Genomic DNA, 18,649 nt, shown 5'->3' with positions numbered 1-18,649 from the left:
GGGTTTTAATTTAAAGTAATTCGAGAGGGGCGAGTAATCATGCATACATTATCTGCAAATGAATTAGTGGATCGGGAGAATCACGCCTGGGAGGAACTCAAGGAACTGCTGGACCAAGGACAAAATAAATACACTTATGTTCCTGCACAGCGAGAGGCCGGAGAGGATGCGCTCTATCGTCTTCAGATCAGCACCAAATCCTATTTGGGAGCCGTAGCCTATGAGACAGCGGGCATCCTGCTGGATGATGGCTGGATTACATTGCTTGGATCGGGCGGTGCCAATATATTCGGGAGTCTGACCGGTTGGAATGGTGTGGCTGACAAACCTAGTGTACCAGCACTGGAAGGCATGATGATTGTCGCCTACGATGCGGCGGGTGGATTTTTCGGAATGGATATGGGCAAGTATGGCCGTACAGGACATGTATACTATTTTGCCCCCGATACACTGGAATGGGAATCGACAGAACTGGCTTATTCGGGCTTCATCAACTGGTTGGCCAATGGTGATCTGGAGCAGTATTATCAGACCTTTCGCTGGAAAGGCTGGCAGAATGACATGGGACAGCTTCAGACAGGACAAGTATTTGCGTATTTTCCACCGCTGTGGACGGAGGAGGGCGGCGGAGAGAGCAGCAGCAAAGCTCCTGTAGCGGTGGAGGAAGCCTGGAAGGCAGCATTGGCTGGGAAATGATGGGCTATGACAGGACTGTACGGAGGGAGCGCGTGAATAATATGCAAATCGATAACATTCAGAATCATTACGGCATTGTGTTTCCGCACGAATATGTGGAGTTTCAACGGGAGGCCGATGGTCAAGCATTTGATGTGATTGAAAATGGAGAGGTCATCGATTGGGAGATTCGTTTCTCTGCACTCGATGAGCAGTTCATTGTGAATAACATCAATCTGGTAGACAATGTGAATCCCGATCCACGCCGAATCATTCCATTTGCTTGGAGTGTCAGCAGCGGCAACAACTATTTACTGGATTACCGAAAGAACTCGGAATCTCCTGCTGTCCTGGTTATGGTTCATGAAGAAGCGATGGTGCGCGAAGATGCCGAGAGTGAATCGGAGACGCCGGAGGAAGCCCAGCAACTGCTGGAGGAAAATGTACGAGAGATCGCTGCCAATTTCAATGCATTCATAGCTTGTTTGAAAGCCAGATCGAGTGATCAAACAGAATGATTCACGTTCGAACAACGAAGTGAACAACAAAAGGCTCGCGCCATGCGCGGGCCTTTCACTTCAAACAGATGAATAAGCGACTATTGGAACAACATAACATGCATTCTAACTAGCAACCTATCTTGCAACCTATCTAGTCCCGGTCATCGTAACCGTGGAAGTCGATTGTGCAGCTTTGTTATGCCAGATCACGATCACTAACGAGACCAGACAGACCAAGAATAGGCATCCATATACAACATGATAGGCATCCTCTACCGGAACGCCCGGAATGCCGTGAAGCAGCAACCCGCAGACAGCTACGGATACCGAACCGCCAAAAAACTGGATCAACTGTAACAAGCCCATGCCGGAACCGATGTGCGCTTTGGGCAGCACCCGAGATGCCTCGTTATTCAGCGAAGCGATCGAGGCGGAGAGAGCCGGGGAGAAGAAGAGATAACCTCCGGTGATAATTAGAGCAGACTGATTCAGTCCCAGCATAAACAGAGCAAGCACTGCGGCAAGTAAAATGTGCCCGATCATCAGAAAACGCATATTGCCGTAACGGTCGATCCAGCGACCTACAAAACGGGTACAGAATGCCGAGACGATGGCTCCAGGAGCAATCAGCAAACCAATAGCGAGTGACGAGCGTCCAAACAGATCAGCAAGTACTAGCGGCATCAGGAACAGATTGCCCAGATTTACGACCAGAACACAGAAACCGATGGTCATTAGCCGGGTAAATCCTGGTGTTCGGAATACATGTGGATTTACAAAGGGAAGGCTCGCCTTGCGAATATAAACGATGTGCACAACAAGTGAAATGACACCAATGGCCAACCACAGCCATGATTGCTGGGTGATGGCAACCAACAGGGTGGTTGCATTAATGACGGTTAATGCTGCACCGATCATATCAAAAGGATTCTCCGGCTTGGCCGTTTCACGTGGTAGAAAATAGAGCAGTACTGGTAGTGCAAGCAGGACAAGCACCGTTATGGCAAAAAGTCCATTCCAGCCCCAGTACTCACTAATGAGTCCACCCACAATGGGGCCAAGCCCAAACGCCATGGCACTGCCTGACGAGATTAATGCGATAGCAGCTCCACGTCGCTCCACCGGGATGTAACGGCTCGCGATAACAAGCCCCAAACCGGCCATAACTCCTGCACCCGCAGATTGCAGAATGCGTGTCATCAGCAGGATGGCAAAACGGTGTGCAAATAATCCGAGCAATGAAGATAGACCCAGAATCAGCAGGCCCACCGTCAGCAGCTTGCGCACCGGAATACGGTCAGACAATCGACTGTAAATCACCGTCGACAAGGCATAACCAATGGAGTAGCTAGAAATGACCCAGGACCCCAGGTCAGATGTAATCTGAAGATCGTGAATAATAACGGGTAAAGAGACGTTAAACATGGTGGTGTTCATCACAACGATGAACAGGCAGCACGTCCAGAGAGGCATTACAATTTTATCTTTCACATAACCATTCCTGTCTATAAATTCAATGGGGTCAACAGGCACCCAAAATCAATAAACCATTTTACGCCTAATCTTTATATATGGCAATAATGTCATACGGATTTGTCTGGATTCTAGCACATGCTGGCGGCAGGATGGAAAATTGATGTAATCAAAAACAGGCGCCCTTTATTGATTAGGAACGCCTGTTACTGTTAAGCTGCACTGGTTTGTTTGCCACGATTGCGAATCCATTTGATGATGTCCATCAGAATGACCGCGGCGAGAGCGAGTCCTCCTGCGATGAGAAATTCGTTCCAGCCAAACGCAGAAGGGATGGCGAAGATGCTGCGAACCCCAGGGATCAGTGTGATTCCATATAGGCAGAGACAAACCAGGATGGAGCCAAGAACATATTTATTGGTGGTGAATCCCACCTGGAATATTGTCTGTGTATTGGAGCGCGCTGCAAATGTTTGCAGACTCCGTGCCAGAATCAGGGTCGTAAAGGCCATCGCCACACTCATTTCTTCCGAGATCCCAAGTCCAATATATTGGGACACGATGACAGCCACCCCGATTAGAACACCACGTGTGATAACAGCCTGCAACGTTCCGCCGGCAAAGATGCCTTCGTTAATATCCCGCGGTTTGCGCCGCATGACATCCGGTTCAGCTTTTTCGGTACCCAGTGCAATGGCAGGCAGGGAGTCATTCACCAGATTGATGAAGAGCAGCTGCAGGGCTGTAAAGGGGTTCACCCAACCGACCACAAGTGCAAATAATATGGCAATAATCGCACCCAGATTTCCTGCAAACAGGTAAGCAATGGCTTTTTTGATATTATCAAACACCATGCGCCCCACACTGACGGCATTCACAATGGATACAAAGTTATCATCCGTCAAAATCATGGCTGCCGCATCTTTTGCGACATCTGTCCCGCTGCCCATCGCTACACCGATATCGGCCTGTTTCAGTGCAGGGGCGTCGTTGACACCATCACCGGTCATGGCTGCAACTTTACCTTTGCGCTGCCATGCGCGCACAATGCGGATTTTATTTTCAGGAGAGACGCGTGCATACACCGAGATATGTTCGAGCTGCTGATCGAGCTCTTCATCCGACAGTTTGTCCAGCTCTGCTCCGGTAAGAGCCAGATCATCCGGGCCGGCAAGCCCGATATCAATACCGATGGCCTGGGCTGTTGTTTTATGATCGCCGGTGATCATGATCGTGCGAATGCCCGCCTTCTTGGATTCTTCGATGGAACCATATACCGCTTCACGCGGTGGATCAATCATGGCTGTCAGACCAACGAGTGTCAGATCATGTTCGTCCTCTAGCGTGACCTGATTTTTGTCATCAAATTTTTTGTAGGCGTAAGCCAGCACACGGAAGGCACGTTTGGAGAACGCTTCGTTCTTTTCTTCAAACTGCGTGCGAATCTCAGGTGTCAATGGCTGAACTTCTCCGTTCATAAACACATGACTGCAGCGACTGAACAGGACATCCGGGCCACCTTTGGTCAGCAAAGCCGTCTGTCCTTCAAATGTATGCACGGTACTCATCAATTTCCGATCCGAGTCAAAAGGAAGCTCGGCTTCACGCGGAAACTGGTCACGAATTTCATTGTAATCCTTGTTCACCCGGTTACTGAAGGCAATGAGCGCCACCTCGGTGGGATCACCGAGTTCCTTGCCTTCCTGGTTAATATTCGAATCATTGCAGAGTACTGCAATATGTAACAATCGGCGCTCCTCTTCAGACCACTGTTTGGGATCATCCGGGAATTTGTCTTTGGTGCCCTGGGGAATATAATAGTCAACCACAGTCATCTTGTTTTGAGTAAGCGTTCCTGTTTTGTCGGTACAGATAATGCTGGCAGAACCCAAGGCTTCCACGGCAGGAAGACGTCTGATGATGGCGTGCTGCTTGGCCATTTTATTCGTTCCCAGGGACAATACAATCGTCACTATGGAGGAAAGGGCTTCAGGGATGGCGGCGACAGCGACGGCCACAGCGAACATCAACGCATTGACGATGGATGGGCCAATATTTTCCGTTCCTTCGGTTAACCAGACTCGTCCTGCTTCGATGGCAAAAATGAGAATGGACAAGCCCAGAATGAAAAAGCCCAGCTTCTTACTAAACGATTCCAATTTCCGTTGCAGCGGGGTTTCCTTCGCTTCTGCATTTTCAATCAATTCGGCAATCTTGCCGATTTCCGTTTTCAGCGCTGTACCCGTAATGACGAGCGTACCCCGACCATACACCACCAGTGATCCACTGAATGCCATATTGCGGCGATCCCCGATTGGAGCTTCTTCCGGGATGGCATCTGCGTGTTTCTCTGCTGCTTCGGATTCTCCTGTCAGCATGCCCTCGTTGATTCGCAAGCTGCCTGATTCCAAAATGCGGCCATCTGCCGGGACATAATCACCAGCGTCCAGCAGGACGATATCGCCGGGAACGAGTTCCCGCGCGGGAATTGTTTTTTTCTGTCCGTCTCGAATGACTTTAGCTTCAGGAGCAGACATTTGCCGGAGTGCATCCAGAGAACTTTCGGCCTTTTTGGTCTGTACAACACTGATTACCGCATTTAACAGTATGACGAGAATAATGATTAGCGATTCAATCAGGTGCCCAAGCACAATTTGAACAGCGGCTGCGATAAGCAGCACGATGACCATGGGATCTTTAAAATTTTCAAGAAACAGCTTCCAGATGGGTGTTGCCGCTTTTCCTTTTAACTCGTTATATCCTTCTGTCTCCAGTCTCTTCTCAGCTTCGGAGGTTGTGAGTCCGTTATTGGAACTCTGTACGTCCTGAAGTGTTTCCTCTGCACTGTGTCTGTAATGTTGCAATGGTTGAACAGCTCCTTGGATAATAGATTTCGGATATTAGATTTCTTTGTGTATATAACCTTGCAGACGTATAAGAATCAGTGGATTTTCATCATTTTGATGAACTTCATAGGTAGAATCTCCGTGTCTGGTGAATCTCATTCGTTTGCTATGATTACGAGTTGTATCTTCTGTGGGTTGCACTTTTTAGGAATGGAAATAGATATTGAAAGGATATTGAAAACTGTGTGCGTCATCACACTTGGTCACTTATGGGTCTGCTACGCTATTTGATAACGAGCATCGTTTAATCCAAATAGGAGGGAAATCATATGTTTTGTTACCAGTGTGAACAGACGCCTAGCGGCGGGTGTACCGTGGTTGGCGTATGCGGCAAAAATGAAACGATCGCCAGCTTGCAGGATACGATGATTTTTGCGCTAAAAGGAATCGCTGCCTATGCAACACATGCGCGGCAGCTCGGCTATCACGATCCTGAGGTCGATCGCATTACACATGAGGCTTTGTATATGACGTTAACCAATTCCAATTTTAATGTGCAGGAACATCTGGATATGGCTATGAAAGTAGGGAATGCAGCGATTCGTATTATGGATGTACTGGATCGTGCGCATACAGACCGTTTTGGTATTCCTCAGCCGATAACGGTTAGCCAGAACCGGATCGAAGGACAGTGCATTGTGGTAACAGGACATAATCTCTATGCACTGGAAGAACTGTTACGCCAAACGGAAGGAAAGGGCATCAACGTTTATACTCATTCGGAAATGTTACCCGCCCATGGATATCCGGCCCTGAAGAAATATGCTCATTTGAAAGGCAATATCGGTAAAGCCTGGTACGATCAACGCAGACTGTTCGAGCAGTTTCCAGGTGCCATTCTTGCAACGACCAACTGTGTCATGCCGATTAAGGGAACGTATGCAGATCGCTTTTTCTCGTACGAAGTGGCTGGTTTGGAGGGGGTTGCCAAGATTATGGATGATGACTTCTCCCCCCTGATTGAACGTGCGTTATCATTGCCTGCGGCTGATATCCAGTCCGAGCAAGTGTTAACCACCGGATACCATCATGAGACGGTGATCGGACTTGCCCCCGAGATTATTCAGGCGGTAAAGGATAGACATATCCGTCGTTTCTTCGTTATTGCAGGCTGCGATGCACCGGGCAAAGGCGGCAATTACTATCGTGAGTTGGCTACATCGTTGCCGAATGATACGGTAATTCTGACCACATCCTGCGGCAAATTCCGCTTCAATGATGTGGATTACGGTACAGTTGGGGATACGGGCATTCCGCGTTATATCGATCTGGGGCAATGCAACAACTCCGGTTCCACGGTGAAAATTGCAATGGCCTTAGCGGATGCTTTTGGCTGTACGGTGAACGAATTGCCGGTCAGCATTGTCCTGTCCTGGTTTGAGCAAAAAGCAGTTGCCATCCTGCTCGGCTTGTTTAGTCTCGGCATTCAGGACATTCGTATTGGACCAAAACCGCCGGAGTTTATATCGGCTGGTGTGCTGGATGTACTCGTGGATATGTTCGGCCTGAAGCTGATCACAACGGCAGAGGAAGATATGAACGCCATGCTGGCGTTGTCGTAAGATAGGCACATTGGAGTGCGGGGCACATGATTCACAAAATAAGATGAAAGAGAGCCTACATCAGCAGTAGGCTCTTTGCTTTTTTCTTTTACTAGGTCATTATACCTTGCGCAAAAATCAAGAAATATAAGGAGAATTCGTTTTTTTATCCTATTGAAGTTTTTTCATGGAAATGGCTATATAGATAAGGGCACATCACAAAACTCGGGTTTACCGCAGCATAAGGAGAAGGTACATATGAAAGACAGATTCATCGAACAACGATTAAAGCTCGCAGGTGGAAAGGACAATATTGGTTATGTGCAGCGTGACATGAGTATAACAACGCTGACATTGCACGACTATACACGCATGGATCTGTCCGTTCCGACGGCGCCGGATCTGGACACGGATATTAGCATCACCGATGGCAAGTATTGCGTGAAGTTTAGAGACGAAGACGCCTATATTTACAATACGTTACTTGGTATGGGTGTGGAGCAACAGAACCGTAATTCGATGCAGGAAACAACCATTAAAGGTAAAAAGACATACTCCGCCCTGTATTTTATTTCCGATGTATTCAGGCCGTTGATGCCAGTCCTTCTGGGAGCAGCAATACTCAAAATCATACTCGGTATGATTACAGTGATTAACTCGCTCAGCACGGAAGATGCTTCGTTGATCGGCAGTCAGACCTGGATGATCTGGAATTCCATCGGTGACAGTGCATTTTATCTACTGCCCATCCTGATCGCCATCAGCACGGCTTATCGCTTAAAAAGCAATCTGTATGTGGCCACCGCCATTGGCGGACTGATGTTATATCCACAAATGACCACTGTCATCTCCAGTGGAGAAGAAGTACATTTTATGGGTGTACCCCTCGGATCACAGACGCTCTTTTTTTCAGCCCCCCTGTGGATAATTGTAACCATAGGCGCGGCATCTTGGCTGGAAAAGCGGGTTGAGCGAATCAGCCCCTCAGCGCTGAAAGGAATCCTTGCTCCGGCGTTAATATTAATGATTGTTGTTCCAATTGTACTGCTGGCACTTGGCCCAGTGGGTACTTGGGTTGACGAGCACCTGTCTGGCGTCATTGAATCGCTGCTGAATCATGCTCCAGTCGTCTTGATCATGCTGCTGGGAGCGATTATGTCGCTACTTATGATCACGGGATTACATTACTGGCTGTTCCCCATCCTGATTAATGAGCTTATGACGAATGGCTTCACCATTGTGCTTCCGGCTATGCTTGCTGCCTTTGTTGCTCAGGCGGGTGCCGCACTCGCTGCAGGTCTGCGAAGCGAGCAGTCGGAATTCAGGAAACTGGCATTCTGGGCAAGCGGAACGGCATTATTTGGAGTGACAGAGCCTGCAATGTTTGCAGTCAACATGAGAAGGAGAGCGTTTTTTTATGCAGCCATGCTGGGTGGTATGGTTGGAGGCCTGTATTTTGGTCTCCTGTCTGTCAAGGCATTGGTTATAGGCGGTTCCGTCAGCCTGTTGGACATTCCATTCTACATAGAAGAGGGAACTTTCAATATGTTGCATACTTGTATTGGTGTATGTATTGCCTTTGGTGGATCAGGTGCACTTGCATACTGGATGGCGGGAAGAACAGCCAACCACAAAAGTGTGTAAGTCCTGCTGAGGAACAAAACAGTCAATGAGATGAAGCAAGCCGATCATCCGTGTGTGATGAGCTTGCTTCTTTTTTTGCTTTCCATAGTCCCGATCTTATGGAAGGATGCAAAACAGTACAATGAAAGAAAGTACTACTTACGGATGGAAAAGCCATTTGCAAACTAAATGGGCATCAAGTCGAAGTTTTTTTATGGTCAGCTCATTGCGTTTGAAGAACATGTGTCGGGCTTTTTTTTAAAGAATGGGAGAGGGGGGAAATGATAAACAAGTTAAAGAAATGATATAATTATATTCAACAAGCATGACAAGTGTTACATGGGAGGCAGAAGATGAAAAAATCAAGTCTATTCATGGCTCCTCCTCTTGAGTTTGAGGTTTTGGAGCATGATCGAGTCATTGCTAAAGTGAAGCTGGATTATAGAAATCAAACGGTTGAAGTATGGCAAGACCACAATGTATTGCCTGTTTTTCTTCCCTTTCCAAACAAGTCCAAGGTGACCGTAGGGGATGTACTGGATTATTTTGAATCAAGATGTTTCCCTCGCACCAGACACCATGCGGATAAAATTTTGCAATCATTGGGTCTGAATGATTATGTAGCTTCGGAAATCGTAAAACAAACACATGGCGTGTTATATGATGATTATGTATGGATTCGATTTTCTAATGAGGAGTTGACCTGTGCCGATGTCCATCCCCGTTTTGCAGGTGAACAAGAATATTCGTCAAACTTTTGTGAGTAGTAGCAAGGGTGACCAACTAAAATGGAAAATTGATGATAAGTGGGCGAAAGCTAATAAGTTTGGGTATGAGGGATTGGCAGAATGGGTAGCGTTCGAGTTGATTCATCGTTCCAACATCCCTACACAACTTAAAGTTCCTTACAAACAATGTGTTCTGATAGAGGACAACATCAAGTATGAGGGTTGCTACTCCGAAGATTTTCTTCATCCAGGAGAGAGTATCATTACTTTGCATCGCATTTTGGAGAGCTATGGTGTTAAATTTGATGATTTACAGCAGGGACAGAGCACACGAGATTTAGTGTTATCCGTTGTTGAGTTTCTCAAGGATGTTTTGAAATTAGATACGCTAGAGTACTTCTCACTGATGTTACCTTTGGATGCTATTTTGCTAAATGAAGACCGACATCTGAATAATATTGCTTTTATACATGGTTCTAACGGATATAGACTTTGTCCACTGTTTGATCATGGTTTAAGCCTCTTATCTGATACAACGGACTATCCCATGAGTATGCCAACGAGTGTTGCATTGCGTAAAATCAAAGCGAAGCCATTTAGCAGTGATTTTTCAAAACAAGCACGTGCATTGGAAACAAATCTTCAATTTAATCGTTCTTCAGTTACGCAATTTATAAAAGAACATGACCATGAGCTTGGGAGAGTATCGCAAATTTTAAGATTTCAGATTCGAAAATATGAGCACTTATTTGTTTGATGTAATGATGCAAAATAGAAGTTGACGTAACGTATAGATAACAACAATTTCGACATGGTTCAAACAAAATACAAACAGGCGCACCGTCTAATTCTGGTGTGCTTTGTTTGTATAGTCTCTTCTGGAAGCTAATTTCTTGCTCTGCCAAACAAGCCAAAGTGTTTGGTGCTGGATTGGAAAATAAATTGGAAGAAGCTTGATAAGGGGGTTACCCCTGTGGTTCCTGATGTAAAGCAATATATCTCATAAGTTCCTTTATTCCTTCAAATTGAAGCGTCAGTTGCTTGTTTAGCTTTTGCAATGCAAGCTGGAAGGCGTTTTGGATTTGTGTGTAATTCTGAGTATCCAGCGAATTTAGAAGCTCTTTCATATGTTCAATGTAGTAAACGGATTTTCTTAAGCTGCTAATGACCAATATCTTTCTCAGCTCAGCTCTAGTGTACATTCGATAACCATTCTGCTTGTCCCGTTCCGAACGAATTAACCCTTCTTTTTCCCAATGTCTGATGGCAGAAGTGTTGACCCCAGCTACTTCAGCGACTTTCCCAATCGTCATTGCATTCGTGATTTTAACATTCTTATATTCTGAAAAATCGGTCTGTTGGATCATGATCCATATCTCATCAACCCGTTGTTTCTCCAGTTGAGTGTTATACAACTGCTGGTTCAAAAGCCAAAGTGCGTCGTTGATTTCCCCGCGTTTAACTTTCCTCATGACTTCATATACAACGGGAATCTCATAACCCTTTAATAACGAACGAATGGCGATGAACGCTTGAAAGTGAAAGGACGTGTAGTACCTGTGATTGCTGGCGGTCCGTGGAACGTCGGGAATCAGGTCTTCTTTTTCATAACGTCTCAGCGTGGTTGTACTAATGGCTAGTTCAGTTGCAATCTGTCCAGGTGTATATGTAAAGTTCATTTGCTTCTACTCCTCATGCTTCAAGTAAAACCTTCAAGTGCTACACTAACATAAAAAGAGGCAATGGGTATATTTGATCAGCACTTTAATTATGAAAACCGGAATATTGCATCAATGTTATAGACTGAATGTATAGACAGCAAAGGAGTAGTCACTAAAAAGAAAATAATTAAAATGCAAAAAAATGCAATGGTGGGGAGTTGGACATTGAATTGCAGAAGGATGAAATGAAAATTAATAGTTTTAATAGACAACTTATCTAATAATAGGCACTATAATTTTCCTAATTATGGTTAACTGTCTATGCCCCCCGTGATTGTTACACATAGTATGTGGAGAAATATCACGGAGGTGAGTTAATTGATAAATCGTCATGGGAAACGTATTTGTAGACGTAAATTTAAAAAACAATTGCATTGTGGTGTTAAGGGTAAGATTTTTTTAAGGGTTAAACCTAAAATTGTGATTAATGCACCGCAAGGCTCTCCAGGGATTCCTGGCCCAATTGGACCGGTAGGCCCGACTGGTGCTCCGGGGGTACCGGGGCCAGCCGGACTGCAAGGAGTTCCTGGTATACAAGGCCCAGCGGGTCCGGCTGGCGCGATCGGAGCAGTTGGCCCTGCTGGTCCTGCTGGCCCAGTGGGCCCAGTGGGTCCTGTCGGCCCTGCCGGCCCCGTAGGTGCAGTAGGTGCAACTGGCCCTGCTGGAGCCACGGGCCCAGCCGGGGCTGGAATATCCGATTTCTTGAGTGTTTTTCGAGCAGATCCCGGTACAGGTACTGACACCGTTCCAGGAAACTCACCAATCACTTTAACCGGAGTTTTGGCTAATGTAGGCGGAGCATTCACCTTCGTGCCGCCATCTTCGACGATAACAATTAATGAAACAGGAAGTTACTTTATCTCCTTCACCATTCATAATCAGGGTAATGCCGATTTCAACCTTACGGTTAATGGAACACCCATAACACCAGTACCTTTTACGGGTAATGGAGGAGGGCCCATATCTGCTGAAGTTATTATTACGGTCACAACAGTTCCGACGACGATCCAACTGGTAAATGCGAATGCAACTCCTGCACAGTTGCATAACAATCTAAATACCACTTTGACCATTCTGAAATTGACTCCTTAATTCCGATTCTCAATATAGTTTATGTGAGCATAAAAATAAAAGTTTATGTCTTTTATCCAGTCAATAAGTCTATTTATTCTAAAAGATAGTCTGAATTATCGGGGACTGGAAAGCGGCGGGACGATGAAGCTAAGAGACATCGCCGCCGCTCTCTTTCGTTTCCGAAGCCAAGCCCCCAAAGTCTGGTAAGAGGTTCACAATGCTGGTATCTACTGAAGGGATGAAGGTCACTGAGATTACGCCTACGTCACGTTCAAGCTGGACAAGATACTTAAGAAAGAGGAAGCTCTGGTTAGAATTTGGACAGACCTAAAAAACGCATATAATGTTTTACTCTGAGGGATAACAGCAAAGGAGTGGTTCAATTGAAGAGAATAATTAAGATGAAAAACGGTTCAGAGCTGGAAGTGGGTCTAACCGGAAATGCCGATCGCAAAGTCATTATGCTGCCCATCGCTAAAAAGTCCGTAACCGGACAAGAAGCCGAAACCTTAAAGTTATGGGGTGTTGATCCTGAATTGGGTGCAAAGTTTATTGCTGGACTTTCGGATGAATATCAGATTCTGCATTTTGATTATGAAGGACACTATATGGCACATCCTTATCCGGATCATTTCACACCCGAACATATAACCCAGGATTTATTACGAATTGCAGATCAAATGAATGTGAATCAATTCAGTTATTACGGATACTCTTGGCTGGCCCTTGTCGGGTTGCAACTCGCACTTCGGACCGACCGGATCGAAAGTCTTATTATGGGAGGATTCCCGCCATATAAAGGACCTTATGAGGAAATGCGAGTAGTTACGGCAAGGACATATGAAGAAGCATTGAAGCAACATGGGAAATTGGAACATGAACAAGAAGGACAAGCATCGATGAACTCGGAGCAGATATACCCGGATGAGGTCGACTGGGACAACATTCAGATCCAAATTGATCCGGCTCAAACAAAACAATTTGTCACCATGTACCAAAGTTTATTGGATTTTGATGACCAACTCATTCAAGATCAGCTGAGTATCCCGAGATTAACTTTTGCAGGTGAGAAAGATACAATTGTATATGGTGAAAAGTTTGGGAATGTGACAGTGAATATCGCGGAACGGCTGCAAAAGAATAAAAAAATTCTAGAAAACTTCGGCTGGACCGTCGAAATCATCAAGGGGGAGGATATGGATCACACCAAAGCGATGCAACCCAGTACCGTTCTCCCTGTTATCCAACCCTGGTTAAAATCTTATCTGAGCTGAGGATCGGCAGGAACAAAGATGAATTATTTTGTTACATCGTCTAATGCTCTTTGCTTGCGCTGCTGATAAGACAGAATGGATTCATATAACAATTGTTCATTGAAATCCGGCCACATCACATCCGTAAACCATAGTTCGGAATAGGCGGCTTGCCATAATAGAAAATTGCTTAGCCGTTTCTCTCCACTTGTCCGGATCAGCAGATCCGGGGCAGGATTTTCGCCTGTATACAAAAATTTTTCGAATTCTGCCTCGGAGATTTCCGAGGTTTCTTTGTGTTCATCGACGTTTTCTTGGATGTACGTTTTGATGGCTTGCACAATATCGTTTTTCCCTCCATAATTCATTGCAAAGTAAACAGCCATTCCGCTGTTAGCCCGGGTTAGTTCCACCACGTTGCGCATTGCTTCCTGTGTTTCTTCCGGGAATTTCGAGATATCGCCAATAAAATTAACTTTAATATTATTCTGATTCAATTCCTGGACCGTTGTATCCTGTACAAATTCGACCACCAGACTAATGATGTAGTCGACCTCTTCCTTGGGTCTTTTCCAGTTTTCAGTAGAGAACGCATATAGGGTTAGAGAGGTGATCCCGTTTTTGTGGCACATGCTTATCACTTCCCGCATCGTCTGCATTCCTGCATAGTGTCCGGCACTTCTGGGCAACCCTCTTCTCGTCGCCCATCTCCCATTTCCATCCATCATGATCGCGATATGTTTCGGGACCAGCCCGGTCCAGTCGACGGAATGTATAGCATTAGGTTTTTGTTTATGTACACGGTGCCATTTCAATGGAAATTCCTCCTGCTCCTCAAGTTAGAATGGGTTAGACACGTATAATTGATTCAACTTGTTCAAATTGATTTCCAGAATTTATATTATTATATAGGATTGGATAGGAACATGCCATGGTAGGCTTACCATGTCACCATCGTGCGAGCGGTAGCCCATATGTACAACATTTGTCAGGAAGAGACCATACCCTTATGCGTGCAAGCTTATGGAGCACTGTACTTATATGCCAAATTTGACGTAGGACAATGGCGTGACCCGATCGCCGGTTTTTGGCAGTTTTTATAGAGCCTCAATGACCATCTAGCATGATGCGAATGGAACATACAGATATGTGAATATCTGGTGAACTCCATGTCGATTAAGTCCATGATGGTACGTTCTCCCTTATAATAAACCTAAACGGACGAGGAGATGAACGTCAGATGAAAAAACAAATGTGGATCATTGCCAGTTTAGTAGTTGTCATTGTGCTGGGAGCCTATCTGATTACTGGTAATGTGGGAAGGGAGGAGGCAGGTAACGCCGAAGCACCCAATATTAGAAAATTGGTAGAAGATATCAGCACAGGCAAAGAGACACCGGAATCTGCCTCGATCAACGCAACTCAATTAACGGTTACCGATAAGGATAACGAAACGAAAACCTATGATTTGCCTGAAAATGAGTTTTTTCTTTCCATTGCGCCTTACGTGGAGCAAACTCACCCTTGTGCAATTCATAGCCTGACCGGATGCCAGGGCGAAATGAAAAATAAGAAATTCATGGTGACGATCCATGACTCCGAAGGCAATACGCTGATGAAAGATGCTGAGATAAAAGCCGGTTCCAATGGTTTTATGGATTTCTGGTTAGCCAGGGATAAGTCATACCTCATTCGTGTGGTGCATGATGGTAAGGTCGCAGAGACACAGCTGTCTACATATGAAGAAGATAATACATGCATTACAACGATGCAGTTGAGTTAGTTATCGGAAAGGGAAGATACGGAATATCTTCGAATGATCCCTGTATTCCATAATGGGACCCAGTCCATCTTTCCCATCGGAGAGCAGGATGTTTCTTGTACGCTGGAGAGCCCGCCTAGATCGCGGGTTCTTTCATTTTTCACTCCTCATATTGTGACGGGAAGCGATTATAAATGATAATAATAACTCTTTTGAATTGACAAAATCGCAATTCTACAGGATAATCCATAAGTGATAATGATAATTGTTATCATATAAATACATATAAACAGGGGAGAAAGAGATATGAAAAAAAGCTTGAACGGACTTCTAATCATGCTGGCGTTTGTGCTGGTTCTGGCGGGTTGCGGTAAAACCAATAGTACTACTGAACCAAGTCAGGATGCCGATTCCGGTAGTGCTCCGGCCGAAGAGACAGCAGGTCCGGTAACGGTTAAGCATAAACGCGGGGAGCTTAAGCTGGACAAACCGGCAGAGCGTGTGGTTACGCTGGAATGGACATATACCGAAGATGTGGTTGCACTGGGCGTTCAGCCAGTAGGTAATGCAGATAACGCCAATTATAAAGTCTATGTAACACCCGAAGCAGCGCTGGATGACAGTGTAACAGATATTGGAACACGGAGTGAGCCGAATCTGGAAGCGATTGCTGCATTGAAGCCGGATCTCATCATTGCTAATGCAGATAATAATAATGCTGTTTACGATCAGCTTAATGCAATTGCACCAACGATTGAATTCGACCCTTATGATGGCGATGGCTATAATTATGACAAAATGACAGATATATTTAATAACATCGCAATTGCTCTTGGCAAAGAGGACAAAGCGAAACAAGTGCTGGATGAACTGGATCAGCATTATGTAGAAGCCAAAGAAAAATTGGCTGCTGCCGGTAAAGATAATTTCCACTTTGCCCTGACACAGGCATTCACATATCAAAATGCGGCCAGTCTGCGTATGTTTACCGATAACTCGGTCGTCATCGGCACATTGGACAAAATCGGCATGGTTAACGATTGGCAGCCGGACAAGGTTGAAGGGTATGGATTCTCCACTGTAGGAATTGAATCACTGTCGACCGTACAGGACAGTAACTTCATTTATATTACACAGCCAGACGATGATGTTTTTGGCACAGCGATGAAAGATAACTCGGTTTGGAATGGACTGAACTTTGTGAAGGATAAACGTATTTATCAACTCGATAGTACAACTTGGACATTTGGTGGACCGATCTCCTCCAAAGTATTAGTTGACGGGGTTGTTGAGGCGATCACCAAATGAGTTCGGTTCAGGGAGCAAAGCCAGCTATGAACTGGCGCACAATAAGCATATATGGGGGCGGTCTATCCGCTCTCATCGTGCTTTTTTTTGTAAGCCTTTGTTATGGAGAGGCAGCCATTTCATTGCACACCGTTTGGGACGCACTTACGGGCAGACAGAATACATTGGAGCACAATATGATCTGGGATTTGCGCATGCCACGTACGGTAATTGGTATTATCTCGGGAGGGGCGCTAGCTGTTGCGGGAGCGCTGTTGCAGACGATCACTCGAAATCCGCTCGCTGCGTCAGACACACTGGGTATTAATGCAGGAGCATATTTTATCGTGGTGCTGGGAGCCATTCTCTTTCCGGGCGTATTGAGTCAGTCGCCTTTTCTATTCGCAGCTCTTGGGGGGTTGCTTGCGGCATTCGCAGCTTATTTCATGGGCGGAGGACGAAGATCCAGCCCCGTTCGACTGGCGTTATCCGGTATGATCGTGTCGATGGTGCTTGGTTCATTTACAAGCGCACTGCATATTTTTTTCTCCATGGAAACGCAGGGACTTTTTCTTTGGGGTTCGGGAACACTCGTTCAGAATGATTGGAGTGGCGTAACTTATGCTTGGCCTTGGGTAATTGGTATTACCATTCTCGCGCTAATCTTGTCCAGACAGTGGGATATGCTGGAGCTGGATGAATCCACGGCCTCCTCTTTGGGTCAAAAGGTTGGACTCGCTCGTGCCGGTGGTTTGATTATCGCGGTATTGCTGGCAGCGGTGATCGTCAGTGTAATCGGGCCAATTGGCTTCGTGGGACTCGTGGCACCGCATCTGGTTCGATTGAGTGGTGTACGTTCCAATCGATTACTGTTACCCGGTGTTTTTATATGGGGAGCGGCGCTCCTGATTGGTGCAGACGTACTCGCCAAGATGGTGCATAACTCCAGCATGGAGCTGCCGACAGGGGCTGTAATGGCGATCATTGGTGCGCCGTGGCTGATCTGGCTTGTACTTACACGCATGAAGACAGCTAACGGGTCGGGCATGTCCGCTTCAATGAGTACAGGAGCGCCTTCACGTCGTTTTGCATTCGGCCCGATGGCCGTATTATTTTCGGTTATAACTGTGCTGCTGATCTTGCTCAGTACGATGTTTGGCGGCATGCGCATTCCGTTCGCCGATCTGTTGCCGAGTCTGTTCCAATCGGATGGACTGTTCTCCGCGCTGATTCAGCTTCGAATTCCGCGTACGCTTGTTGCCGCAGGTGCGGGTGCTGCACTGGCGATCAGCGGTGTGTTAATCCAGATGGCGGTGCGTAATCCGCTGGCAGATGCTTCAATCGTGGGTGTGTCCTCTGGTGCTGGGCTTGGAGCAATGATGGTCCTCATTTTGTTGCCCGGTCTTCCGATATATTTGCTGCCCATAGCGGCAATCATCGGTGCAGCCATCGCCGCAGTGGTTGTGTTCTCCCTCTCTTGGAGGAAAGGGCTGAACCCGTCTGCGGTTGTATTGCTGGGGATCGCGATGTCTGCCATTGCTGGAGCAGGTATTCAGATTCTGATTGTACGTGGTGCGGTATATGGCAGCAGCGGATATATCTGGCTGACCGGAAGTACCTATGCCCGTACCTGGGATCAGGTGAGGACGATCGGTATATTTTTAGTTATCCTGGTTCCGGTGGCTTGGTGGCTCGCTCGCAGATTCGAACTGTTGGTATTTGACGACAATAGTGCATCAGGACTTGGATTGAGTGTGCGCCGTACACGATTATTGGCCATGACGACAGGGGTGCTGCTGGCAGCAGGTGCTGTCGCTTGTGTAGGGACCGTTGGTTTTATCGGTCTGATTGCACCACATATGGTTCGGCTGTTGACAGGACATAAATTAAGACGATCCATGTTTTTATCCGCATTGGCGGGGGCAGTCATGCTGGTATTGGCCGATACGATCGGCAGAACGGTCATGGCGCCAACAGAGATCCCATCTGGCATACTCATTGCAATCATTGGAACGCCGTACTTCCTGTATCTGATGTATCGTTCCAACTGGCGCAAGTCCGTATAACGATGTTAATTCAGGGGGCTGTCTCGAAAGGGATTGATTC

Annotated in this window: 15 protein-coding genes; 11 read left to right on the top strand and 4 right to left on the bottom strand. The window is 46.3% G+C overall.

Translation table 11 applies throughout. The features are described from left to right. Positions 1 to 39 precede the first annotated feature (39 nt). Positions 40 to 696 (top strand): DUF2625 family protein, encoded by a 657-nt coding sequence (locus JNUCC31_RS06065; RefSeq protein WP_192269523.1) that lies wholly within the window; start codon positions 40 to 42, stop codon positions 694 to 696. A gap of 41 nt (positions 697 to 737) precedes the next feature. Then, positions 738 to 1,193 (top strand): SMI1/KNR4 family protein, encoded by a 456-nt coding sequence (locus tag JNUCC31_RS06060; RefSeq protein ID WP_192272799.1) that lies wholly within the window; start codon positions 738 to 740, stop codon positions 1,191 to 1,193. 129 nt (positions 1,194 to 1,322) lie between these two features. On the opposite strand, the gene JNUCC31_RS06055 is transcribed toward JNUCC31_RS06060, so the two are convergent. Both JNUCC31_RS06055 and JNUCC31_RS06050 read right to left on the bottom strand, forming a co-directional pair. After that, a complete protein-coding gene (locus tag JNUCC31_RS06055; protein ID WP_228469690.1) occupies positions 1,323 to 2,648 on the bottom strand; it encodes an MFS transporter in 1,326 nt (441 codons plus the stop codon). A gap of 212 nt (positions 2,649 to 2,860) precedes the next feature. Beyond that, on the bottom strand, positions 2,861 to 5,512 hold the full coding sequence (locus JNUCC31_RS06050; protein ID WP_192269517.1) for a cation-translocating P-type ATPase: 2,652 nt from the start codon (positions 5,510 to 5,512) through the stop codon (positions 2,861 to 2,863). A gap of 311 nt (positions 5,513 to 5,823) precedes the next feature. Between JNUCC31_RS06050 and hcp the strand changes: the two genes are divergently transcribed. From hcp to JNUCC31_RS06030, 4 genes are all read left to right on the top strand, one after another. After that, on the top strand, positions 5,824 to 7,116 hold the full coding sequence (hcp, locus tag JNUCC31_RS06045; RefSeq protein ID WP_192269513.1) for a hydroxylamine reductase: 1,293 nt from the start codon (positions 5,824 to 5,826) through the stop codon (positions 7,114 to 7,116). Positions 7,117 to 7,353: 237 nt separating this feature from the next. Continuing rightward, on the top strand, positions 7,354 to 8,739 hold the full coding sequence (locus tag JNUCC31_RS06040; RefSeq protein WP_192269508.1) for a PTS sugar transporter subunit IIC: 1,386 nt from the start codon (positions 7,354 to 7,356) through the stop codon (positions 8,737 to 8,739). Between the two features lie 332 nt (positions 8,740 to 9,071). Further along, positions 9,072 to 9,485, top strand: a complete 414-nt coding sequence (locus tag JNUCC31_RS06035; protein WP_192269505.1) for a hypothetical protein — start codon at positions 9,072 to 9,074, stop codon at positions 9,483 to 9,485. Beyond that, on the top strand, positions 9,430 to 10,203 hold the full coding sequence (locus JNUCC31_RS06030) for a hypothetical protein (protein ID WP_192269502.1): 774 nt from the start codon (positions 9,430 to 9,432) through the stop codon (positions 10,201 to 10,203). Before JNUCC31_RS06035 ends, JNUCC31_RS06030 begins: the two co-directional genes overlap by 56 nt. Before the next feature lie 208 nt (positions 10,204 to 10,411). Here JNUCC31_RS06030 and JNUCC31_RS06025 read toward each other — a convergent pair whose 3' ends face one another. Further along, positions 10,412 to 11,125, bottom strand: coding sequence for a MerR family DNA-binding transcriptional regulator (locus JNUCC31_RS06025; RefSeq protein WP_192269498.1), 714 nt, complete (start codon positions 11,123 to 11,125; stop codon positions 10,412 to 10,414). Between the two features lie 462 nt (positions 11,126 to 11,587). Between JNUCC31_RS06025 and JNUCC31_RS06020 the strand changes: the two genes are divergently transcribed. Next, a complete protein-coding gene (locus tag JNUCC31_RS06020) occupies positions 11,588 to 12,259 on the top strand; it encodes a collagen-like triple helix repeat-containing protein (protein WP_323374363.1) in 672 nt (223 codons plus the stop codon). Between the two features lie 365 nt (positions 12,260 to 12,624). Continuing rightward, positions 12,625 to 13,515: an alpha/beta fold hydrolase gene (locus JNUCC31_RS06015; protein WP_192269492.1), complete on the top strand. Its 891-nt coding sequence runs from the start codon at positions 12,625 to 12,627 to the stop codon at positions 13,513 to 13,515. Positions 13,516 to 13,538: 23 nt separating this feature from the next. Here JNUCC31_RS06015 and uppS read toward each other — a convergent pair whose 3' ends face one another. Next, positions 13,539 to 14,309 (bottom strand): undecaprenyl pyrophosphate synthase, encoded by a 771-nt coding sequence (gene uppS, locus JNUCC31_RS06010; protein WP_192269489.1) that lies wholly within the window; start codon positions 14,307 to 14,309, stop codon positions 13,539 to 13,541. Between the two features lie 425 nt (positions 14,310 to 14,734). On the opposite strand from uppS, the gene JNUCC31_RS06005 reads away from it, so the two are divergent. The 3 genes from JNUCC31_RS06005 (at position 14,735) to JNUCC31_RS05995 (ending at position 18,609) form a co-directional block, all read left to right on the top strand. Next, on the top strand, positions 14,735 to 15,277 hold the full coding sequence (locus tag JNUCC31_RS06005; RefSeq protein ID WP_192269486.1) for a CueP family metal-binding protein: 543 nt from the start codon (positions 14,735 to 14,737) through the stop codon (positions 15,275 to 15,277). A 285-nt stretch (positions 15,278 to 15,562) separates the two neighbouring features. After that, complete coding sequence (locus JNUCC31_RS06000; protein WP_192269483.1) at positions 15,563 to 16,564, top strand: ABC transporter substrate-binding protein; 1,002 nt, start codon at positions 15,563 to 15,565, stop codon at positions 16,562 to 16,564. Further along, a complete protein-coding gene (locus JNUCC31_RS05995; protein WP_192269479.1) occupies positions 16,561 to 18,609 on the top strand; it encodes an iron ABC transporter permease in 2,049 nt (682 codons plus the stop codon). Before JNUCC31_RS06000 ends, JNUCC31_RS05995 begins: the two co-directional genes overlap by 4 nt. The last annotated feature ends 40 nt before the right edge of the window (positions 18,610 to 18,649 follow it).

Origin of the sequence: Paenibacillus sp. JNUCC-31, assembly GCF_014844075.1 — a bacterium.
Lineage (GTDB): Bacteria > Bacillota > Bacilli > Paenibacillales > Paenibacillaceae > Paenibacillus.
This window is presented reverse-complemented; position numbering and strand designations above follow the sequence as displayed.